This window comes from Brevundimonas intermedia (assembly GCF_004614235.1).
GTDB classification, from domain to species: Bacteria; Pseudomonadota; Alphaproteobacteria; order Caulobacterales; family Caulobacteraceae; genus Brevundimonas; species Brevundimonas intermedia_A.
Genome location: NZ_SPVH01000006.1, coordinates 389292 through 410528 on the forward strand (window position 1 = coordinate 389292; position 21237 = coordinate 410528).

The 21237-nt window shown below is 66.1% G+C and carries 22 protein-coding genes; 9 read left to right on the forward strand and 13 right to left on the reverse strand.

The window, feature by feature from the left end; translation table 11 throughout:
- The first annotated feature begins 51 nt into the window (after positions 1 to 51).
- From rimM to EGY25_RS08225, 3 genes are all read left to right on the forward strand, one after another.
- Entirely contained in the window at positions 52 to 582 is a 531-nt protein-coding gene (gene rimM, locus EGY25_RS08215) for a ribosome maturation factor RimM (RefSeq protein WP_135194515.1), read from the forward strand.
- A 71-nt stretch (positions 583 to 653) separates the two neighbouring features.
- On the forward strand, positions 654 to 1370 hold the full coding sequence (locus tag EGY25_RS08220; protein ID WP_135194516.1) for a glutathione S-transferase N-terminal domain-containing protein: 717 nt from the start codon (positions 654 to 656) through the stop codon (positions 1368 to 1370).
- Between the two features lie 51 nt (positions 1371 to 1421).
- Positions 1422 to 1817 carry a DUF3597 domain-containing protein gene (locus EGY25_RS08225; RefSeq protein ID WP_135194517.1) on the forward strand — a complete coding sequence of 132 codons (396 nt, stop codon included), beginning with the start codon at positions 1422 to 1424 and terminating at the stop codon, positions 1815 to 1817.
- Positions 1818 to 1865: 48 nt separating this feature from the next.
- On the opposite strand, the gene EGY25_RS08230 is transcribed toward EGY25_RS08225, so the two are convergent.
- The 7 genes from EGY25_RS08230 to phnC form a co-directional block, all read right to left on the reverse strand.
- Positions 1866 to 3050, reverse strand: a complete 1185-nt coding sequence (locus EGY25_RS08230) for a benzoate/H(+) symporter BenE family transporter (RefSeq protein WP_245159398.1) — start codon at positions 3048 to 3050, stop codon at positions 1866 to 1868.
- 57 nt (positions 3051 to 3107) lie between these two features.
- A complete protein-coding gene (locus EGY25_RS08235) occupies positions 3108 to 3905 on the reverse strand; it encodes an enoyl-ACP reductase FabI (protein ID WP_167762560.1) in 798 nt (265 codons plus the stop codon).
- A gap of 267 nt (positions 3906 to 4172) precedes the next feature.
- Positions 4173 to 5051, reverse strand: coding sequence for a UTP--glucose-1-phosphate uridylyltransferase GalU (gene galU, locus EGY25_RS08240; RefSeq protein ID WP_135194519.1), 879 nt, complete (start codon positions 5049 to 5051; stop codon positions 4173 to 4175).
- A gap of 83 nt (positions 5052 to 5134) precedes the next feature.
- Positions 5135 to 6202 carry a substrate-binding domain-containing protein gene (locus EGY25_RS08245; RefSeq protein ID WP_135194520.1) on the reverse strand — a complete coding sequence of 356 codons (1068 nt, stop codon included), beginning with the start codon at positions 6200 to 6202 and terminating at the stop codon, positions 5135 to 5137.
- Between the two features lie 79 nt (positions 6203 to 6281).
- Positions 6282 to 7094, reverse strand: coding sequence for a phosphonate ABC transporter, permease protein PhnE (gene phnE, locus EGY25_RS08250; RefSeq protein ID WP_135194521.1), 813 nt, complete (start codon positions 7092 to 7094; stop codon positions 6282 to 6284).
- Entirely contained in the window at positions 7091 to 8116 is a 1026-nt protein-coding gene (phnD, locus tag EGY25_RS08255) for a phosphate/phosphite/phosphonate ABC transporter substrate-binding protein (RefSeq protein ID WP_135194522.1), read from the reverse strand. Before phnD ends, phnE begins: the two co-directional genes overlap by 4 nt.
- Positions 8113 to 8922 carry a phosphonate ABC transporter ATP-binding protein gene (phnC, locus tag EGY25_RS08260; protein WP_135194523.1) on the reverse strand — a complete coding sequence of 270 codons (810 nt, stop codon included), beginning with the start codon at positions 8920 to 8922 and terminating at the stop codon, positions 8113 to 8115. Before phnC ends, phnD begins: the two co-directional genes overlap by 4 nt.
- A 403-nt stretch (positions 8923 to 9325) precedes the next feature.
- Here phnC and EGY25_RS08265 point away from each other — a divergent pair, with 403 nt between their 5' ends.
- On the forward strand, positions 9326 to 10591 hold the full coding sequence (locus EGY25_RS08265) for a type III PLP-dependent enzyme (protein ID WP_135194524.1): 1266 nt from the start codon (positions 9326 to 9328) through the stop codon (positions 10589 to 10591).
- A 353-nt stretch (positions 10592 to 10944) separates the two neighbouring features.
- Entirely contained in the window at positions 10945 to 11997 is a 1053-nt protein-coding gene (locus tag EGY25_RS08270) for a 1,9-bis(guanidino)-5-aza-nonane synthase (protein WP_135194525.1), read from the forward strand.
- Between the two features lie 47 nt (positions 11998 to 12044).
- Here EGY25_RS08270 and EGY25_RS08275 read toward each other — a convergent pair whose 3' ends face one another.
- The 3 genes from EGY25_RS08275 to EGY25_RS08285 all read right to left on the reverse strand — a co-directional run bounded on the left by EGY25_RS08275 (position 12045) and on the right by EGY25_RS08285 (position 15668).
- A complete protein-coding gene (locus EGY25_RS08275) occupies positions 12045 to 13187 on the reverse strand; it encodes a CobW family GTP-binding protein (protein ID WP_135194526.1) in 1143 nt (380 codons plus the stop codon).
- A gap of 45 nt (positions 13188 to 13232) precedes the next feature.
- Complete coding sequence (locus tag EGY25_RS08280; protein WP_008263608.1) at positions 13233 to 13457, reverse strand: alkylphosphonate utilization protein; 225 nt, start codon at positions 13455 to 13457, stop codon at positions 13233 to 13235.
- Positions 13458 to 13625: 168 nt separating this feature from the next.
- Positions 13626 to 15668 (reverse strand): NAD(+) synthase, encoded by a 2043-nt coding sequence (locus EGY25_RS08285; RefSeq protein WP_135194527.1) that lies wholly within the window; start codon positions 15666 to 15668, stop codon positions 13626 to 13628.
- Between the two features lie 196 nt (positions 15669 to 15864).
- Here EGY25_RS08285 and pelA point away from each other — a divergent pair, with 196 nt between their 5' ends.
- Positions 15865 to 17178, forward strand: a complete 1314-nt coding sequence (pelA, locus tag EGY25_RS08290) for a pectate lyase (protein WP_135194528.1) — start codon at positions 15865 to 15867, stop codon at positions 17176 to 17178.
- Between the two features lie 165 nt (positions 17179 to 17343).
- Here the strand turns inward: pelA and map are convergent, their stop codons facing one another.
- The gene (gene map, locus EGY25_RS08295) at positions 17344 to 18111 is read right to left on the reverse strand and encodes a type I methionyl aminopeptidase (RefSeq protein ID WP_135194529.1); all 768 of its coding nucleotides are present in this window, start codon (positions 18109 to 18111) and stop codon (positions 17344 to 17346) included.
- Positions 18108 to 18335: a ParD-like family protein gene (locus tag EGY25_RS08300; protein ID WP_135194530.1), complete on the reverse strand. Its 228-nt coding sequence runs from the start codon at positions 18333 to 18335 to the stop codon at positions 18108 to 18110. Before EGY25_RS08300 ends, map begins: the two co-directional genes overlap by 4 nt.
- Positions 18336 to 18454: 119 nt before the next feature.
- Between EGY25_RS08300 and ftsY the strand changes: the two genes are divergently transcribed.
- The 3 genes from ftsY (at position 18455) to EGY25_RS08315 (ending at position 20721) form a co-directional block, all read left to right on the forward strand.
- Positions 18455 to 19390: a signal recognition particle-docking protein FtsY gene (ftsY, locus tag EGY25_RS08305; protein ID WP_135194531.1), complete on the forward strand. Its 936-nt coding sequence runs from the start codon at positions 18455 to 18457 to the stop codon at positions 19388 to 19390.
- 1 nt (position 19391) lies between these two features.
- The gene (locus EGY25_RS08310; RefSeq protein WP_135194532.1) at positions 19392 to 20012 is read left to right on the forward strand and encodes an inner membrane-spanning protein YciB; all 621 of its coding nucleotides are present in this window, start codon (positions 19392 to 19394) and stop codon (positions 20010 to 20012) included.
- Positions 20013 to 20106: 94 nt separating this feature from the next.
- Positions 20107 to 20721 (forward strand): MarR family winged helix-turn-helix transcriptional regulator, encoded by a 615-nt coding sequence (locus EGY25_RS08315; protein ID WP_135194533.1) that lies wholly within the window; start codon positions 20107 to 20109, stop codon positions 20719 to 20721.
- A gap of 98 nt (positions 20722 to 20819) precedes the next feature.
- Here the strand turns inward: EGY25_RS08315 and EGY25_RS08320 are convergent, their stop codons facing one another.
- Positions 20820 to 21167 carry a hypothetical protein gene (locus EGY25_RS08320; RefSeq protein WP_135194534.1) on the reverse strand — a complete coding sequence of 116 codons (348 nt, stop codon included), beginning with the start codon at positions 21165 to 21167 and terminating at the stop codon, positions 20820 to 20822.
- Between the last annotated feature and the right edge of the window lie 70 nt (positions 21168 to 21237).

Below are 21237 nucleotides of genomic sequence, written 5' to 3' on the forward strand. Positions count from 1 at the left end.
GATCGAGGCGGCGTCTTTCGACGCCGCCTTTTTCATGCGCTAAGGACCAACATGACCACGGACAGCAGATTGATCCTCGTCGGCCAGATAGGCGGCGCTTTCGGCGTGCGGGGCGAGGTGCGGGTGACCGCCTTCACCGCCGATCCCCTGGCCCTGACCGCCTACGGCCCGCTGCTGCATGCCGACGGCACGGTGGCCCTGACCCTGACCTCGACGCGGCCCGACAAGAACGGCGTCGTCGGCCGGGCCAAGGAGATCACGACCAAGGAACAGGCCGACGCCCTGCGCGGCCTGAAACTGCACGTCCCCCGCGACCGTTTCCCTGAGCCGGACGAGGACGAATTCTATCTCGCCGACCTGCTGGGGGTCGAGGTCCGCGACACGGCCGGCGCCGTCCTGGGCACAGTCAAGTCGGTCCAGAACTTCGGCGCCGACGACATGCTGGAGATCGCCCCCGCAACCGGCGGCCCGACCTGGTATCTGCCCTTCACCAAGGAAGCGACGCCCGAACTGCACCTGGCCGACGGCTGGCTTCTGGCCGCGCCCCCGACCGAGGTGGGCGAGCGCGAACCGGAATCCTGACACGCGCCTGTAGGTGTTGCGGATTGGGTGGGCGGCGCCGACATAGGCCTATCGCAAGCCGAGGCTCTCGCATGACCGACCTGTCCGCCTTCCCGATCACCCAGCGCTGGCCGGCCCAGCATCCCGACCGCATTCAGCTCTATTCCCTGCCGACGCCGAACGGCGTGAAGGTCTCGATCATGCTGGAGGAGGTCGGCCTGGCCTATGAGCCGCACCTGGTCGACATCACCAAGAACGAGACTTGGGGGCCTGAGTTTCTGTCGCTGAACCCCAACGGCAAGATCCCCGCCATCCTCGATCCGAACGGGCCAGGCGGCCAGCCGCTGGCCCTGTTCGAATCCGGCGCCATCCTGATCTATCTGGCGGAAAAGACCGGCAAGCTGCTCTCGACCGATCCCGCGACCCGCTACGAGACGATCCAGTGGGTCATGTTCCAGATGGGCGCCATCGGGCCGATGTTCGGCCAGTTGGGCTTCTTCCACCGTTTCGCCGGCAAGGACTACGAGGACAAGCGCCCGCGCGACCGCTACGTCGCCGAAAGCCGCCGCCTGCTGGGCGTGCTGGAGACGAGGCTTGCCAATGAGGGAGGAGAGCCCCGGGACTGGATCGTCGGGGACTATTCCATCGCCGACGTCGCCACCCTAGGCTGGGTTCGCAACCTGATCGGCTTTTACGAGGCGGGCGAGCTCGTCGGTTTTGCGGACTTTCCGCGCGTCGCCGCCTGGCTGGAGCGGGGTCTGGCGCGCCCCGCCGTGCAGCGCGGACTGGAGATTCCGGCGCGTCACTGAACCGTCGTGCCCGGCGGGCATTATCTGACGACACAAACAGGAGCGCGACGGATGGGTATCTTCTCTTCGATCTGGAACAAGATCACGGGTCACAAGCCCAAGGCGGCCCCCGCTCCGGCGCCCACGCCGACCGCCAGTGTGACGCCGACGCCGGGTGCGGCGGCCTCCACCCCCGCTCCGGCCCTGCCGCCCGTCGATGTCGAGGCGGTGCTCAGCGATCTGGCGGCGTCCAAGGGCGGCGGCGGCAACTGGCGCACGTCGATCGTCGATCTGCTGAAGCTGCTGGACCTGGATTCCAGCCTGGCGGCCCGCAAGGAACTGGCCGAGGAACTGAATGTCCACGCCGGCGAGCACGGCTCGGCCGAACAGAACATCGCCCTGTCCAAGGCGGTCTGGACCAAGCTGGCCGAAAACGGCGGTCACGTTCCCGCATCGCTGCGCGACTAACGCGCCTCAACCAGCGCGAAGCGCGATAGGCTAAAACGATGCGCTGGATCAGGCCCGCGGTCTGATCCAGCGTCCGGCACCCAGGGCCGCAAAGCCGACGACCAGGCCCCAGAAGGCCGATCCCACTCCGAACAAAGCTAGTCCCGAGGCCGTAGCGGCGAACGTCAGCACGGCCGCCTCACGTTGCGCCGTTTCGGCCATCATCCCTTGCAGCGCGCCGGTCAGCGGCGCGACCAAGGCCAGACCTGTCACCGCCGCCAGCACGGCCGGCGGCATGGCGATGAACAGCCCGGCCAGCGGTGCGGCGAAAAGGGCCACGATCAGATAGAAGCCGCCATAGATCACGCCCACGACCCAGCGCCGCGCAGGGTCGGGATGGGCGTCCGGCCCGGTGCAGATCGCCGCCGTGATCGCCGCAAGATTGACCCCGTGCCCGCCGAACGGGGCGATCAGCAGGCTGGCGACGCCGGTGGACAGGATCAGCCGGTTGGCGGGCGGCGGATAGCCGGCGCTCTGCAACACGACCAGTCCCGGCAGGTTCTGCGCCGCCAGGGTCACGAGGAACAACGGAAAGCCCAGGCTGACCGCCGCCTTCCAGTCGAACACGGACGCAACGGGCTCCAGATGGCCGAATGGGCTGGTCCCTGCCGGCAGGGTCAACTGCCCCCGTATCGCCAGGACGGCAAAGGCGGCCGCCAGCACGGCCGGCAGCGCCCAGGTCGGCCACAGGCGTCGCGATACCAGAAACAGCGCGACCAGTCCGACGACCAGAACCGTCTCGTCCGGCACGACTTTGAACAGTCTCAACACGAAGGGCAGCAGCACGCCCGCCAGCATGGCCGAAGCGATGGCTGCTGGGATCCGCGCCGCCAACCGCCCCAGGGCCGGGATCAGGCCGGTCAGGATCATCAGCAGGGCGGCGAAGACGAAGGCGCCGATGGCCGTCGGCCATGACAGGCCCAGGGTCGAGGCCGCCAGCAGGGCCGCCCCCGGCGTCGACCAGGCCAGGACGACGGGGATCCTCAACCGCCAGCTCAGCAGCGCGCCCGGCACGCCGATACCTAGGCACAGGGCCGTCACCATCGATCCGATCTGACCGGCGTCCGCGCCCAGCGCCTGGCCCGCCTGGACGACCAGAGCCACGGTCCCGCCGAAACCGATCACCGTCGCCACGGCGGCGGACGAAAAGGCGGAAGCGGGCAGGGCGCGCATGGAAAAGGCCGGAGCAGTCATGCCCCGGCCTTAAACCGTCACCGTGAAGGCCGGAAGGGCCTGATCAGGCCGCGCCGATCAACCTTCCATGTCGTCTGGCAGACCCACGGCGTGGAAGCCCGCATCGACGTGGACGACCTCGCCCGTGGTCGAACGGCCCAGGTCCGAGCACAGCCACAGGGCCGCGCCGGCGACGCCCTCCATCGAGGTCTCTTCCTTGATCAGCGAGAACTGGGCCGACTTGGAGTGCAGGCCGCGCCCGCCCGAGATGCCGGCCAGCGACAGGGTGCGCATGGCACCGGCCGAGATGGCGTTGACGCGGATGTTCTTGGGGCCCAGGTCGCGCGCGATATAGCGGGTCGCCGCCTCCAGCGCCGCCTTGGCCACGCCCATGGTGTTGTAGTTCGGGATGACCCGCTCGGACCCCAGATAGGTCAGGGTGATCAGGCTGCCGCCGTTCGGCATCAGCTTGGCGGCGCGCTTGGCCACGTCCACGAAGCTGAAGGCCGAGATGTTCAGGGCCAGAAGGAAGCTGTCGCGCGTGGTGTTGTCCACGAAGCTGCCCTTCAGCTCGTCCTTGTTGGCGAAGGCCACCGAATGGACGACGAAGTCGATGGTGCCGAAGGTCTTTTCCAGCTCGGCGAAGGCGGCGTCCATCGAGGCGTCGTCGGTGACGTCGGCCGGAATCAGCAGCTTGGCGCCGACGCTTTCGGCCAACGGCCGCACGCGCCGCTCCAGGCTTTCGCCCATATAGGTGAAGGCCAGTTCCGCGCCCTGCGCCGCCAGCTGCGAGGCGATGCCCCAGGCGATGGAGCTGGAGTTCGCCACGCCCATGATCAGGCCCTTCTTGCCCTTCATGAGGTCGCCGGTCGGCATGTCCCAGCCTTCGGAAGTGGCCATGGTTCGTCTCCTGATTATTTGGCGCAGGGTTAGCAGGCTAGGGAAGCTGGCTCAACGCCTCTCCCTCCCCCGCGGGGGAGGGTGGTCGAGCCGCAGGCGAGATCGGGTGGGGAGGGCAGGGCGAAACCTCGTCGATCTCGCAGGGGCAAACTCAGATCAGTGCGGCCTTGCCTGGCCGCCCCCACCCCGTCGCTGCGCGACGACCCTCCCCCGCAGGGGGAGGGAGAGGCGTCGTGCTGATTTTTACAGCAGGCCCGAGATCGCCGCGCGGGCGGCGTCGCCCAGGTCTGGCCGTTTCAACGCCAAGGCGACGTTGGCTTTCAGCAGGCCGATCTTGTCGCCGCAGTCGTGGGTCACGCCGGCGTATTCGACCGCTGTGAAGGCCTGGTGCTGCATCAGCCGCGCCATGGCGTCGGTCAGCTGGATTTCGTTGCCGGCCCCGCGTTCCTGGGTCGCCAGGAGGTCGAAAATTTCCGGCTGAAGGATATAGCGGCCCGAGATCGACAGGTTCGACGGCGCCGTGCCTGGGGCGGGCTTTTCGACCATCCCCTTCATCTCGATCCGGTTGCCCTGGCGGCCGACGGGATCGACGATGCCGTATTTGTGGGCCTGTTCGATGTCGACAGATTCCACGCCGATGATGTTGCCGCCGGTCTCGGCATAGACCTCGGCCAACTGCTTCAGGGCGCCCGGCTGCGAGTCAACGATCACGTCGGGCAGGATGACGGCGAACGGCTCATGGCCGATGATGTCGCGCGCGCACCAGACGGCGTGGCCCAGGCCCTTGGGCTGCATCTGGCGGGTGAAGCTCATCTCGCCGGCGGACGCCAGTTCGGCGTTCATCATCTCCAGGATTTCGATCTTGCCCTTGGCCAGGAGCTGGGCTTCCAGCTCGATCTGGTGATCGAAATAGTCCTCGATTGCGCCCTTGGAGCGGCCGGTGACGAAGACGATGTGCTCGATCCCCGCCTCGCGCGCCTCTTCGACGATGTAGGACAGAATCGGCCGATCGACGACGTTCAGCAGTTCCTTGGGCGTGGTCTTGGTGCCGGGGAGGACGCGGGTGCCGAGGCCCGCGACGGGCAATACGGCCTTGCGCAGGCGCGCGGGCGTGGTGGTCATAAACATATCCTGACAGCTATCCCGCCCCTTCTACCCGGTGCGGACCGGCGAAAGAAGGGGCGGGACGGCGGTCGGGTTCCGCCTTACTTGGCGGGGCGCGTCATCGGGGTCATGGCGGCGATGGTCGCGCGCTGGGCCAGCAGCTGATCTTCCGGCAGCGGGATCAGGCCGCGGTCGGCCAGATAGCCGCCCTTGCCGGCAGAACCCTCGGACAGGAACTCTTGCACGAACTGCTGCAGGCCCGGAATGACGCCGATGTGGGCCTTCTTCACATAGATGTAGAGGCTGCGCGACAGCGGATAGGCGCCGCTGGCGATGGTGTCCGCATTGGGTGTGACGCCGTCGATGGTCTCGGCCTTCACCGTGTCCAGGTTCTGTTCCAGGAAGGAATAGCCGAACACGCCCAGCGAGCCCGGCGTGCGGGTCAGGGTCTGGACGATGGCGTTGTCGTTTTCACCCGAGTCGATCCAGGCGCCGTCCTCGCGCAAGGTATGGGCGATGCCCTCGAACCGGTCCTTGTCGCCTTCGATGGCCTTGACGGCCGGAACCAGCTTGGCGCCCGGCGTCATGCCCAGCTCCAGAAAGGCGTCGCGCGTGCCCGATGTGGGCGGCGGGCCATAGACCTGGATCCGTTGGTTCGGCAGGCCGGCGTTGACCTGGTTCCAGGTCGTGGCGGGGTTTGTCACGAACGTGCCGTTCGGCCCCGGAACTTCCTTGGCCAGGCCTTCGTACAGGTCGTTCAGTTCGAAGTTGAAGCCGTTGCCGTTGCGGGCCGTGGCGATGACGATGCCGTCGAAGCCGATCTTGATCTCGACGATGTCGGTGACGCCGTTCTTGGCGCACAGGTCGAACTCGGACTGTTTCATCTGACGCGAGGCGTTGGCGATGTCCGGGGTGGTCGGGCCGATGCCCTGGCAGAAGGCCTGGATGCCGCCGCCGGTGCCCAGCGATTCGACGCGGGGCGCCGCGCCGTTGGAGGCGCGGGCGAAGGTCTCGGCCACGCGGGTGGCGAAGGGGAAGACGGTGGACGAACCCGCCGACCAGATGCCAGCGCGCGTGCCGGAGGCCGAGCCACCCCCGCCGTTGTCGCCACAGGCCGCCAGGGCCAGAAGGGCGGCGGCCGAAGCCGCCAGTTTCAGTGTGCGGATCATCCTGAGCTCTCCCTGAGCATCGATTTCGCGATGCTTAGAGCAGAGGATTGTGACAGTCCGACGAAGGGTCGGACCGCCGCTACAGCAGGCGGCGGCGCATGACCTGCGACAGGGTGTCGATCAGGGTCACGGCGACGACCACGACGATCACGATGGCGGACACGGCCCGGAAGTCGAAGGCGTTCATGCTGTCGAACAGCACCTGACCGATGCCGCCGGCGCCGATCAGACCCAGAACCGTCGCCGAACGGCTGTTCGATTCGAAGCGGTACAGGGCGAACGAGGTCCACAGCGGCGCGACCTGCGGCAACACGCCCCAGACGATCTCGTGCAGCTTGCCGGCGCCGGTGGCGCGCACGCCCTCGACAGGCCCCTTGTCGATCGACTCGACGGCTTCGGAGAACAGCTTGGCCAAGACGCCGGCCGTATTCAGGGTGATGGCCAGGACGCCGGCCAGCGGCCCCAGGCCCACGGCCGTCACGAACAGCAGGCCGATCACAAGGTCGGGCACCGAACGCAGCAGGTTCATCACCCACCGCACGGGCGTCACGACCCAGACGGGGGCGATGTTGCGTGCGGCGGCCAGGCCCAGCGGAATCCCCAGCAGAACGGCCAGGAAGGTGCCCCAAAGCGCAATCTGAACCGTCTCCCACATCTTGGCGACGAACATTTTCCAGTCGCTGAAGTCGGGACGCAGCAAGTCGTGGACGAACAGCAGGGTGCTGTCGTTGCCCGCGAACAGGCGCGGCAGATTGCCCAGATCGACGGCGTCGATGCTGTAGAGCAGGACGGCGGCGACGCCGCCCCACACCAGGATGTCGGCGACCCACGCCAGGGTGGATTTCTTGGGTGCCACCGGAATGGAGACGGCGGGGGACGCGACTGCGGTCAAGGCCGGACCTCACGCAGGCTGCGCAGGCGTTGAAGCTCGCGCTCGGCGGCCGCGACGGCGGCGGTGTCGCCCTTGGCGCGCGCATCGCCCAGTTTCTGGTCGGCGATCATTTCGCGGATCGGGTCCAGATAGCTGTCGTCGGCGGCGGTGAAGCGGGAATATTCCAGGTCCGCCAGAACCGCGCGCTGGCGCTCGGCCTCGGCGCCTTCGCCCTGGCCATAGGTCAGGAAGAAGCTGCGGATCTTTTCCTTCAGCGCCGGGTCCAGGTCCTCGCGCACGACGATGCCGCTCTCGGGGATGGGGGGCGAGGTCCAGATTTCCTCGATTTGCCCGGCCAGCTGCGGGTTTTCCTTGCGCATGAAGATGGTGTTGACGCTGTTGGAGGTCGCCACGTCGATCACGCCCGTGGCGACGCCGAAGGCGTTGGCCTGGTGGTTGGCCGAGCGCACGGTCTTGAAGCACTGTGACGGCACCACGCCGCGCGGATTGAACAGGAAGGTCAGCGGGGCCAGGGTGCCCGACGTCGACTGGGCGTCGCCGATGCCGAAGTTGTACTGCTTGCCGCAGGCCATGACCTTGTCCAGCGTGATGCCCGAACCCTTTTTGACGATCAGGGTCGACTGATAGCTGTCCAGGCCTTCGCGGTTGACGGTGCGGGCGATGACCTCGGCCTTGGCGCGGTCGATGGCCTCGACCTCGGGCTTGGCCGAGAACCACCCGACCTGGGTGTGGTTGCCGCGCATGGCCTCGACCAGAACCGTATAGTTCGAGCCGAAATAGGGTTTGACCGGCACGCCGATGGCCTTGGACATATCGTCCAGCAGCGGCTGCCACAACGGACCGGCGGAGGCCTGACCTTCGGCTGACAGGATGGAGAAGGTGATCTCGGTCGGCGCGCCGCCGGCCTTCTTGTCCTCACCGCCGCCGCAGGCCGCCAGGCCCAGGATCATCACGGCCGCGCCAGCCGCAGCGAACAGGCCCCGGAAGGCTTTGGGAGTGGAGGAAATACGGGACAGGCTCATGCCTTGGTCTCCCAGAACGCGTCCTCGAACTCGGGACCGTAGATTTCGATCAGACGCTGTTGGTCCAGCGCCGTTGACGGACCGTCATAGACGATCTTGCCGCCTTGCAGGGCGATGACGCGGTCGCAATAGCGGATAGCGTAGTCGACCTGGTGCAGGGTGACGATCACGCCCATGCCGTCGCGCCTGTTCAACTCGACCAGCAGTTCCATCACCTTGCGCGCGGACACCGGGTCCAGCGAGGCGACGGGTTCGTCGGCCAGGATGGCCTTGGCGCCCTGCACGATGGCGCGGGCGATGGCGCCGCGCTGCTGCTGACCGCCCGACAGGGTGTTGGCGCGCTGGGCCGCATAGTCGGACACGCCGACGCGGTGAAGGGCCGCCATGGCCTTGTCCTTGTCCGCCTGGGGCCAGGCGCCCAGCAGACCCTTCCATGCGGGCAGGCGCCCGAGCGCGCCCAGCATGACGTTGGAGAACAGGCTGAGGCGGCCGACCAGGTTGAACTGTTGGAAGATCATGCCCAGCTTGCCGCGCGCCTTGCGCACGGAACCCGTGACCCGACCGTCCTTCTGCACGGTCTCGCCGAACACCTGGATCGTGCCCGCGCCCGCGTCGATCGACTGCAGGCCGGTGATGGAACGGAGCAAAGTGGACTTGCCTGAACCGGACGGACCGATCAGGGCGACCATTTCGCCGGAGGCGACGGAAATCGAGACGCCGTCCAGCGCCTTTCGCGATCCGAAGGTCTTCGACACGTCGCGCGCCAGGACGAGCCCGGGGGAGACGGCGGCTGCGGATGAACTCATGAACTCGCTAGGAGGCTGTGGCGAAGGGGCGCCGCATGACGCGACGAAGGCGTCTAGGCAAGGCCTTAATCGCACACGGCGTGCGACCTCGTCCATAGCCGACCCATTCAGCGGCCTTCCGCCGCGGCCTCGACCCTTGCGACATCGGCGGCGCTAAGGCCGGTGTAGTCGCAAGCTGCTCAACGAGGCTGGAACGGCCTAGGTTGCCCTCATGGCGGCGTTTCATGGGGTGCGCAGACATTTGTGACAGTCTCGTCCTGGCCAAACCCAAGCCCCGCCACGAAAAAACCCCTTTACATGACAGTTCGAAGTCCCCATATCGCGCCTTCCGGCGGACCCCGTAGGTCCTTTCTGCGCCGCTAACGCCGGTCTGGGTTTAACAATTAGCAGGGGGTTACGTGAATTGCGCACGTATCAGCTTCCCCTGGACCTGGTCCGTGAGCGGTCCCCTGAACGTCCCGTCGCCCTCGTGCGACCGCGTTCGGTTTCCGTAGCGGCGCGCTGGTTCCAGGATAATCTAAAGGCCGACGTCTTCTATGCGGTGAAGGCGAACCCGTCCCGTTGGGTCGTCGAGACCCTGATCGAGGCCGGTGTTCGCGGTTTCGACGTGGCGTCCATCGCCGAAATCGAGCTTGTTCGCTCGGTCAGCCATGACGTTCGCCTGGCCTTCATGCACCCGGTCAAGAGCCGGTCTGCGATCACCAAGGCCTATTTCGATCACGGCGTGCGGACCTTCTCGCTCGACTGCGTCGATGAGCTGAACAAGATCCTCGACGCCACCGGCGGCGCGGACGACCTGAATCTGATCGTGCGTATGGCCGTCTCGGCCGACGGCGCGGCCTATACGCTTTCGGGCAAGTTCGGCGTTTCGGCGGATCAGGCTCCGGCCCTGCTGATGGCCACGCGCCAGGTGGTCAAGGAAGGCCTGATGGGCGTCAGCTTCCACGTCGGCAGCCAGTGCATGCGCCCGACCGCCTATCAGGCGGCCATGGCTCAGGTCGGCCGGTCGATCAGCCGCGCCGGCGTCATCGTGGATATCGTCGATGTCGGCGGCGGCTTCCCCTCGGTCTATCCGGGCATGGTCCCGCCGGACATGAGCGAATACGCCGACGCCATCCATCGCGGCTTCAACGAGATGCCGGTGTCGGAAACGACCGAGCTGTGGTGCGAACCCGGCCGGGCGCTGGTCGCCGAATCCTCGTCGATCCTGGCGCGCGTCGATCTGCGCAAGGGCGACGCCCTGTATCTGAACGACGGGTCGTACGGTTCGCTGTTCGACGCGACCCACTCGCGCTGGCCCTTCCCGACCAAGCTGGTCCGGGACGGCGAGGCGGCGAGCGATCTGAAGGCGTTCCAGTTCTACGGCCCGACTTGCGATTCCATCGACCACATGCCGGGTCCGTTCTGGCTGCCGGCCGATGTGCGCGAAGGCGACTTCATCGAGATCGGCATGCTGGGCGCTTACGGCGTCGCCATGTCGACCGGCTTCAACGGCTATGGCGAGCACGATCTCGCCGTGGTCGAGGACGCCCCGATGGCCTCGCTCTATGGTCTGGCCCCGCGCTCCATCCCGACCGTACGCACCACGGCGGAAGAGAACGCCCGCAAGATCGTGCGTCTGTCACGTCCCAAGGGTAAGGCCGGTCAGCGCAAGAAGTCTCGGCGCTAGGCAAAATGGATTCGTTGGAATCCAGGGTCTTTTCCAACTCGCTCTCTGCCAATCTAGATTGGCAGAGAGCGGTGAATGGCTGGATGGACGAAGCCTCACGAGTAATTAACGGTTCTAGAGCAAGCGACGCGAAGTCGAAAGAACGGCTTCGCGATGCTCTCCGTCTGCATGATGAATCGGACCATCTCCTCGCGTGGTTGATCCGAGGTGATACCCACGGTGTGGATCCAGAGCATATGCGTCATATCTCTGAATCTCTTCGACGATAACTACGACGTGCTTCTTCGGTCGCTCCGTCCTTGAGAAGTTGTTTTGTTGACGACGGGCGCTCAAATCAAAGGGAAACCCCCGAAATGAACGCTCCCGTTCAAGCCAACACCAAGGCCCAGCTGCTGCAGAACGTCGTCGAACACGTGGACATCACGTCTTTCGACGCGCGCCCGATCATCGACAGCATGCGCAAGATGTCCTTCAGCTCGCGCGACACCGCCCGCGCCGCCGACATCTTCTCCATGGCCATCGAGGACAATGACTGCTCGCCCTGGCTGATCCTGGCCGGTTCGACCTCGGCCGGCGGCTGCATGCACGTGTACCGCGACATGGTGAAGTTCGGCATGGTGGACGCGGTCGTCGCCACCGGCGCCTCCATCGTCGACATGGATTTCTTCGAGGCTCTGGGCTTCAAACACTATCAGGCCGCCGGCGAGGTGGACGACAACGTCCTGCGCGAAAACTACATCGACCGGATCTACGACACCTATATCGACGAGGAAGAGCTCCAGGCCTGCGACCACACCATTCTGGAGATCGCCAACCGGCTGGAGCCGCGCGGCTATTCCAGCCGCGAGTTCATCTGGGAGATGGGCAAGTGGCTGAGCGAGGGCAACGCCAAGAAGCCCGGCTCGCTGATCCAGACCGCCTATGAAGAGGGCGTGCCGATCTTCTGCCCGGCCTTCGTCGATTCCTCGGCCGGCTTTGGTTTGGTCAAGCACCAGAAGGAACGCGCCGCGGCCGGCCAGCCCTATCTGATGCTGGACGCCATCGCCGACTTCCGCGAACTGACAGACATCAAGATCGCCGCCGGCGTCACCGGTCTGTTCATGGTCGGCGGCGGCGTGCCCAAGAACTTCGCCCAGGACACGGTCGTCTGCGCCGAAATCCTGGGCGTCGAGGCCGAGATGCACCGCTATGCGGTCCAGATCACCGTCGCCGACGTCCGCGACGGCGCCTGCTCCTCCTCGACGCTGAAAGAAGCCGCCTCCTGGGGCAAGGTCCAGACCACCCACGAACAGATGGTCTTCGCCGAAGCCACCACCGTCGTGCCCCTGATCGGCTCCGACGCCTATCACCGCGGCGCCTGGAAGGCTCGCGACAAGCGCCGCTGGAACAAGCTGTTCGGGAAGTAAGGCCTAACCCTTTGGTCCCTTCTCCTCCTCGGGGGAGAAGGGACAACTCAAGCGGCGCAGCCTTCGAACCCGGCCTTCAGTTCCGCCTCGTCCAGATCACGCCCGATGAAGACCGCCCGGCTCCAGCGGCGTTCGGCGACGCCCCATTCGCGTTGTAGGTCGCCTTCCAGGATCATGTGAACGGCCTGGAAGACCAGGCGGCGGTTCTCGCCCTGAACGTCGATGATGCCCTTGGCGCGCAGGATGTTCTGACCCTGTTCGCCCAGCAGCCTGTCCAGCCAGGCCGTGAACTTGGCCCCGTCCAGCGGGCGGTCCAGCGACAGGGAAATGCCCTTGATGTCGTCCTGGTGCGCATGACCGCGCGCACCGTGTGAATGGTCGTGATCGTGATGATCGTGCCCGTGATCATGGTCATGGTCATGGTCATGGTCGTGCCCATGATCGTGGTCATGGCCGCAGGCCTCGTCATGGACATGGCTGTCCGCGCCGTGCGGCGGGTTCACGAAGTCCGGCCGAACCTCCAGAATCCGGTCCAGGTCGAAGGCGTGCAGGCCTAGCACCTGGTCCAGCGGAACGTTGGACCGTTCGGCCCGGACGATGGGCGCCAGCGGGTTCAGCGCCCGCAGCCGGGCCTCGACCGCGTCCAGCTCTTCCGGGGTCGCCAGATCGACCTTGTTCAGGATGATCCGGTCGGCGAAGGCCACCTGTTCGCGGGCCTCCCTGGAGTCGTCCAGCCGCGCCATCACATGTTTGGCGTCCACCAGGGTGGTGACGCTGTCCAGCTGGGTCTTGGCCTTGACGTCCTCGTCGACGAAGAAGGTCTGGGCCACCGGGCCGGGATCGGCGAGACCCGTCGTCTCGACGATGATGGCGTCGAAGGCCGGCTTGCCGGGACGCTGGCGCTTCATCAGGCCGGCGACCACCCGGATCAGGTCGCCGCGCACCGTGCAGCAGACGCAGCCGTTGTTCATTTCGAACACATCCTCGTCGGCGCCGACCACCAGGTCGTTGTCGATGCCGATCTCGCCGAACTCGTTGACGATGACCGCGTATCGCTTGCCGTGATCCTCGGTCAGGATCCGGTTCAGCAGCGTCGTCTTGCCCGCGCCGAGATAGCCGGTCAGGACAGTGACGGGGATCTTGCCGTTGGTGGAAGCAGTCGAGGCGGGGGCGGCGAGAGTGTCGGTCATAGGCCGCTAGATGGCGGCTGACGCCTCACTTGGGAAGAGGGGGCGCTAAGCCTTCTTCACGAACTCGACGCGCAGAACCAGGCCGCGCACCTTGTCCACATTGGCCTCGATCTCGTCGGTGTCGCCAGTCAGACGGATGTTCTTGACCAGAGTCCCGCGCTTCAGCGTCACCCCGCCCGAGCCCTTGACCTTCAGATCCTTGATCAGGGTCACGCTGTCGCCGTCGGCCAGGATGTTGCCGTTGGAGTCTTTGGTCACGTCTTCGGTCATGGCGAAGCTTCTAGAGCGTCGTCTCCTCCCCATGCAATGGGGAGGGGGACCACGAAGTGGTGGAGGGGCTCTTGAAGCCCCACTGACGCCTGTGATGCGGAAAGAACCCCTCCGTCACGGCGCGAAGAGGCGCCGCGCCACCTCCCCGCCGAGCGGGGAGGAGACGGTTCAGTCCGGCACGTTGGCGTCCAGTTCGTCCAGCCACACCCGTGCATTGCCGTCCGACGGCGCGCGCCAGTCGCCGCGGGGCGACAGGGACCCGCCGGTCACCACCTTGGGCCCGTTGGGCAGGGCTGAGCGTTTGAACTGGGCGGTCTGGAAGAAGCGGATCAGGAACTTCCTCAGCCACCCCTTGATGGTCGCCAGGTCATATTCGACCTTTTCATCCTCGGGCGTGTTGGCGGGCCAATATCCGGCGCCGGCGTCGCTCCAGGCCTGGTGCGCCAGGAAGGCGACCTTGGACGGCTTCAGCCCGAACCGGCTGATGTAGAACAGGAAGAAGTCGTTCAGCGCATAGGGGCCGACCGTCCCCTCGGTCGACTGGATCACGCCGTCTTTCGCCGGCACCAGTTCGGGCGAGATCTCGGTGTCCAGAATGGCGTGCAGGGTCGTGCGCGCCTCGCCGCCGATCAGGTCGCCGGTCGCCACCCATCGGATCAGGTGCCGGATCAGGGTCTTCGCCACCCCGCCGTTGACGTTGTAGTGGCTCATATGGTCGCCGACGCCGTAGGTGGCCCAGCCCAGGGCCAGTTCCGACAGGTCGCCGGTCCCCAGAACGAAGGCCTTGTTCTGGTTCGCCAGCCGGAACAGATAGTCGGTCCGCAGCCCCGCCTGCACGTTCTCGAAGGTGATGTCGTGGACCGGCTGACCCTCGGCGTAGGGATGGCCGATGTCCCTGAACATCTGTTCGGCGGCGGGGCGGATGTCGATCTCGGCGCCCGTGACGCCCAGCGCGGTCATCAGGGCCCAGGCGTTGGACCTGGTCCCATCCGAGGTCGCGAAGCCCGGCATGGTGAAGGCCAGGATGTTCGTCCGCGGCAGGTCCAGCCGGTCGAAGGCGCGACAGGCGACCAGCAGGGCCTGGGTCGAATCCAGCCCGCCCGATACACCGATCACCAGCCGCTCGGCCCCCGTCGCCGTCATCCGGCGCATCAGCCCCTGGACCTGGATGTTGAAGGCTTCGTAGCAGTCCTGATCCAGCCGTCCGGCGTCGTCCGGCACGAAGGGGAAACGGTCCAGCGGGCGGATCAGCTCGCTCTCTACCGCATCCTCGCGCGCCATGAAGGGGACGACGGTCGCCGGTTCGCCCTCGACGCGGGCGCATTCGGCGAAGGTGCCGTTCCGTAGCCGGTCCAGGCCGATCCGGTCCACGTCCACGTCGGCGATGGTCAGATGGTTTTCCAGGGCGAACCGCTCGCCCTCGGCCAGCTTGGAGCCCAGCTCGTGAATCGTCGCCTGACCGTCCCAGGCCAGGTCGGTGGTGCTCTCGCCCCAGCCCGAGGCGGCGAAGACATAGGCCGACAGGGTCCGCGCCGAATGGCTGGCGCTCAGCATGGCCCGCTCGTCGGCCTTGCCGATGACGATGTTGGACGCCGACAGATTCAGCAATATCCGCGCGCCCGCCAGCGCCGCCCGCGTCGAGGGCGGCAGGGGCGCCCAATAGTCCTCGCAGATCTCGACCGCGAAGACGAAACCCGGCCGGTTCACCGCCCCGAACAGCAGGCCGGGCGCGAAATCCACCGTCTCGCCGTTCAGCAGGATCACGTCCTCGCTGCGGGCCGTCGCCGGCGCGAACCAGCGTTTCTCATAGTATTCACGGTAGTTGGGCAGATAGGTCTTGGGCACGACGCCCAACACTTCGCCGGCGCCCATCACCACCGCACAGTTATAGAGGGCGTCGCCGTTGCGGATCGGCGCGCCGATCACGGCGACCAGATCGCTGTCGCCCGTCGCCTGGGCGATGACCGCGATCTGCCGCTCCACCTCGTCCAGCAAGGCTGCCTGCATATGCAGATCGTCGATGGCGTAGGCCGACAACGACAGCTCGGGAAAGACCATCAGGTCCACGCCCTGCTCGCCCGCCTGACGGATCAGGGCGACGTGTTCCTGCGCATTGGATCTGGGGTCGCCGACATGGCTGATCGGCGTCGCCGCCGCCACGCGCACGAAGCCGTGCGTCTTGGGCGAGAAGAAGGAGGTGGCGTCTACCATCGGATCGTCCGCTGCATCCGGCGCGCGCCGGTCGTCGTCCTTCATATAGCCGGAAAGATGAAGGGCGAGAATCCGTCGATTACGGAGGTTCGATCAAACTCGCCCTCGCCGCCTTGCGCACCCGGTTTCAATATGTAGAGTGCGTGGCAAATAATGGGACTGGCGCATAAGCCGGACCGCATCCAGGAAACGCACCATGAGACACGCCTTCGCCGCCTCGGTCCTGACCCTCGTTCTGGCCGCCGGTCTCACCGTCGGCGCGGCCCAGGCCGAGGTCATTCGCGCCAACACCCCGGCGGTGGGCCTGACCATCGACCGGATCGGCGCCCTGCCGGATGAGGAGCGCGGCGCCTGGGCCGACTATCTGGCTAGGTCGCAGGCCCAGCATCTGGCGGATCGCGCGGCCCTCGCCGCCGAACTGCCGGCCGGGGCGACTCCGCCCCCGCCGCCCCTGGCCATTCGCGGCAACAGTTCGCACATGCCGCTGGATCGCCCCGCCGCCTGGTACGGCACGGCCGAAGCTCGCGCCGTCGCCGACGCCGTGGTCACCTTCCAGACCCCCGCCGGGGGCTGGAGCAAGAACCAGGACCGCTCCATCGCCCGCCTGCCGGGCCAACGTTTCTCCAACGACGCCGAGACGATGGAGCAGAACCCGGCCAACTTCGACGCCCCCGCAGACCGGTTCTGGACCTTCGTCGGCACCCTGGACAACAACTCCACCTGGACCGAGATGCGCTATCTGGCCAAGGTCGCGGCCCGGACGCCGGGCGCCCAGGGCGACGCCTGGCGCGCCAGCGTGATCAAGGGCGTCCACTATCTGTTGAACGCCCAGTATCCGAACGGCGGCTGGCCCCAGATCTGGCCGCTGGAGGGCGGCTTCCACGATTCCATCACCTTCAACGACAATGCGGTGGCCGAGGCGGCCATGATCCTGCGCGACGTGTCCAAGGGCGCGGAAGGCTTCGACTTCGTCCCCGCCGAACTGAAGGTCCGCGCCGGCGAGGCGACCAGGAAGGCCATCGACGTCATCCTGGCCGCCCAGGTCAGACAAAAAGACGAGAGTGGGGGCGACCGCCTGTTAGGCTGGCCGCAACAGGTCGAGCCGATGCGTCTCGTCCCCACCAGCGCCCGCAACTACGAACCCCGTTCCATCGCCAGCGGCGAAACGACCGACATCCTGATCTTCCTGATGGGCGAACCCGATCCGTCGCCCCAGGTCCAGGCCGCCATTCGCGGCGGCGTCGCCTGGCTGGAGGCGAACCGCACCTATGACAAGTCGTTCGAAATGACGGACGATGGCCGCAAGCTGATCGACAAGCCCGGCGCCGGCCCGATCTGGTCGCGCAACTACGACCTGGTCACCGGCCGCCCGATCTTCGGCGACAAGGACCAGTCGATCCACGACGACGTCAACGGCATCTCCGTCGGCCGCCGCAACGGCTATTCCTGGTGGCTCGCCCAGCCCCAAACGGCGCTGGACGCCTATGCGGCCTGGTCGGTGGCACGCTGACCGTCCGTCTCCTCCCCACGCAGTGGGGAGGGGGACCGCGTAGCGGTGGAGGGGCTCTTGAAGTCCCACGGACGCCTGTGATGCGGTGCAGAGCCCCTCCGTCACGGCGCGGAAGACGCGCCGCGCCACCTCCCCGCAAAGCAGGGAGGAGACTGAGTGCACAGTTCACCCCGCCCACTTCTCGTCCGGCCTCAGGGTCAGCACCCGCACCCCGTCCCTGGTCACCGCCACGGTGTGTTCGAACTGGGCCGACAGTTTTCCGTCGCCGGTGACCACGGTCCAGCCGTCGTCCTCGGTGTGGACCGTGCGGACGCCCTGGTTCAGCATCGGTTCGATGGTGAAGGTCATGCCTTCGCGCAGGGTCGCGCCGGTCCCCGCCTTGCCGAAATGCAGCACCTGCGGGTCTTCGTGCATCTCGCGCCCGATGCCGTGGCCGCAATAGTCGCGCACCACGGAATAGCCGGCCTTGCGGGCGTGTCTCTCGATGGCGAAACCGATATCGCCCAGCTTGGCGCCGGGTCGCACCGCCTGAATGCCCTTCCACATCGCTTCATAGGTCGTGCGGACCAGACGGCGCGCCTGCGGTCCCACCGACCCGATCAGATAGGTCTTGGAGGAATCGGCGATGAAGCCGTCCTTTTCCAGGGTGATGTCCAGATTGACGATGTCGCCGTCCCTCAACACCTCGTCCGCCGATGGCACGCCGTGGCAGACGACCTGATTGATCGAACTGTTCAGCACGAAGCCATAGCCATACTGTCCCTTGCTGGCCGGTCGCGCCTTCAGCTCGTCCACGATGAAGGCCTCGACGCGGTCGTTGATCTCCAGCGTGCTCAGGCCCTGCAGCGTCATCGCGTCCAGATGTGTGAAGACGCAGGCCAGCAACCGCCCGGACTGCGCCATCAGCTCGATCTCGGTCGGCGTCTTGATCACGCGGCGGCGGCCGTCGGCATTGGAGCGTCTTGGGCAGGCGCATCCACGCCCGCCGCCCTCAGCTCGCGCGCCACCAGTTCCTGAAACGTCACGCCCGGATGGGTCTCGCACAACATGCCGATCCTGATCCAGAACGCCGCCTGGGCGTTGATGGAGCGATAGGACGCCTTTGCGGCTCGACGCAGCTGCTCGTGCAGTTCGTCTTCGATGTTGACGATGCCCATGGAGTGGTCTCGACTATATGAAACGTATTTGATGCGTATAATCTGCCGGCGATCCGATGCAAGCGCCTCTTTTTGCGAATGCGGATGACGTTCGCCTTCGCCCCCGCTAAAGCCATCCCATGACCGACACGCCGAAAAAGGGCTGGTTCCAGCGCCTGTCCGCTGGGCTCTCGCGCTCCTCCAAACAGATGACCGATCAGGTCGTCGCCACCTTCGTCAAGGAACCCTTGTCCGAGGCCTCGCTGGAGCAGCTGGAAGAGCATCTGCTGGAAAGCGATCTCGGCCCCGCCGCCTCCGCCCGCATCGTCGAACGCTTCCGCAGCCTAAAGTTCGGCAAGGACGCCCAGGCGCATGAGGTCAAGGAGGCGCTGGCCGAGGCCGTCGCCGCCGAACTGTCGCCGCGCCAGGCGACCTTCGATCCGCTAAACGGGCCCAAACCCTATGTCGTCCTGTTCGTCGGGGTGAACGGCTCGGGCAAGACCACGACCCTGGGCAAGATCGCCGCCGACCTGACAGGCAAGGGCGCCAAGGTGATGATCGTCGCCGGCGACACCTTCCGCGCCGCCGCCCGCGAACAGCTCAAGGTCTGGTCCGAGCGCGCCGGCGCCCATTTCGAGAGCCGCCGCGACGGCGCCGACGCCGCGGGCCTGGCTTTCGACGCCTATACCAAGGCGCGGGCCGAAGGCTACGACGTCGTCCTGATCGACACCGCCGGCCGGCTGCAGAACAAGTCCGCCCTGATGGACGAACTGCTCAAGATCGTGCGGGTGCTCAAGAAGATCGATCCCGAGGCCCCGCACGACACCCTGCTGGTGCTGGACGCCACGGTGGGCAGGAACGCCCTGGCCCAGGAACAGATCTTCGGCCGCACCGCCTTCGTCACCGGCATCGTCATGACCAAGCTGGACGGCACGGCGCGCGGCGGGGTTCTGGTGCCCGTGGCCCAGGCGTCCGACGCCCCCCTGATGCTGATCGGCGTGGGCGAGAGCGTCGAAGACCTGCAACCGTTCGACGCGCGCGCCTTCTCCCGCTCGCTGGTGGGACTGGAAGACTGACATGACCGAGACAACCCGCAAGGCCTCCAGCATCCGCCAGGCCGTCGATTTCGGCGCCCTGGTCGCCTTCATGGCCGCCTACGCCGTCAACCGTTTCGCGCGCGGCCTGGACGGGCAGGAGGCGCTGGTTCAGGCGACCTGGGTGCTGGTGGGCGCCTCGGCCATCGCGCTGATCGTCGGCTATGCGGTGGAACGGCGACTGGCGCCCCTGCCCCTGCTGACGGGCGGCTTCGCCCTGATCTTCGGCGTTCTGACCATCGTGTTCCACGACCCGAACCTGTTGAAGATCAAGCTGTCGATCCAGAACGGTCTTCTGGCGGTCGTTCTGCTGGGTTCGCTGCCGATGGGTCGATATCCGTTCAAATACCTGCTGGGCGACGCGATCAAGATCACCGACCTGGGTTGGCGCGGCCTGACCCTGCGCTACGGCCTCTATTTCGCAGCCGTCTGCATCGTCAACGAGATCGTCTGGCGCACCCAGTCGGACGATACATGGGTGGCTTTCCGCGGCGGCCTGTGGATCGCCTCGGCCGTCTTCGGCGTCTGGCAGGTCTTCTTCATCATGAAACACATGATCAAGGACGAGGAACCCGCCCCCGTCTCGCCCGATACGGGGCTGTAGTTCGGGCGAACTGTCACGGAACCGACGCGCTTTTCCCGTCAAATCGTAAAGCATAGCTGATACGTGTTCGGACGAAACTTGAGGGAGCGGTTCGATGGTCAAGGCTGGAAAAGCGATACGGAAGGTCGGGCCTTTGGCGACCTCGCCCAGCCACCTGATGCACCGCGCGCTGCAACTGGCGCTCGACATCTATGCCGAGGAGACCGGCGCCGACGGCCTGACCCAGCGCCAGTTCGCTGTGCTGGAGGCGGTCTCGATCAAGGCCGGCCTGACCCAGACCGAACTGGTGCGTATGACCGGCATCGACCGTTCGACCTTGGCCGATCTGGTCACCCGCATGACGGCCAAGGGCCTGCTGGAGCGGGAGCGTTCGACCCTGGACGCCCGCGCCAAGGCCGTTCGTCTGTCCACGGAAGGGGCCGCCCGTCTGGAGGCCGCCCGTCCGCTGGTCGAAGCCGCCGACAAGCGGATCATGGCCCTGCTGCCCAAGGGCCAACGCGAAACCTTCCTGACTCAGCTGGCCGAGCTGGCCGCCGCCGCCGACGCCGCCCCCGACGCCGCCAAGGCCGAGGCCAAGGCCGCCAAAAAGGCGCTGAAGGCGGCCGAAAAGGAAGCCAGGAAGGCCGAAAAAGCCGCCAAGAAGGCCGACCGCCCCGCCAAACCCGCCAAGGTCAAGAAGCCCAAGCTCAAGATCGTCGAGACGGCCTGAGACTGAACGCTTCATCCAGACCCTCCCCCTCAGTGATGATTTTGAAGGTCCGGTTGTCGGCACGATCTTGAAGATAATTCACGACCCCTTGCGGACGTTCAATCCGCGTTGGGTAGCTCGGCGATGAACTGGTCGGAGAAGGTGTCTCCATACGTGTGGGGCTCATACCAGACGTCGGTCCTGCCATCGAAGAACCGGGAAACTTCGTAGCGGTCGTCGAAGACTTCGATCTGGAGGTTCTTCGCCTCCTCGGTTTCCCACTCCAAAAGGAAGGTAGGCCAATAACCCGGCATGACGGATGGAGCAGGCCGACTGGAGTTCTGAATGTGGGCTAGCAGATCTTCCAGATTACCAACGATCGCCGGCGTATATTCGTCTGGTCGAGCAGCTACGACCTCGCCAACAGCCCGCTTCACCGCTGTCCAGTCCTTGATGCCGGTGTTCATAGCGACATCTTCGCGCGACCACTCTCGGCACGCAACTTCCGCATTCGTCCCTTTGCGGATGCCCAGCAGA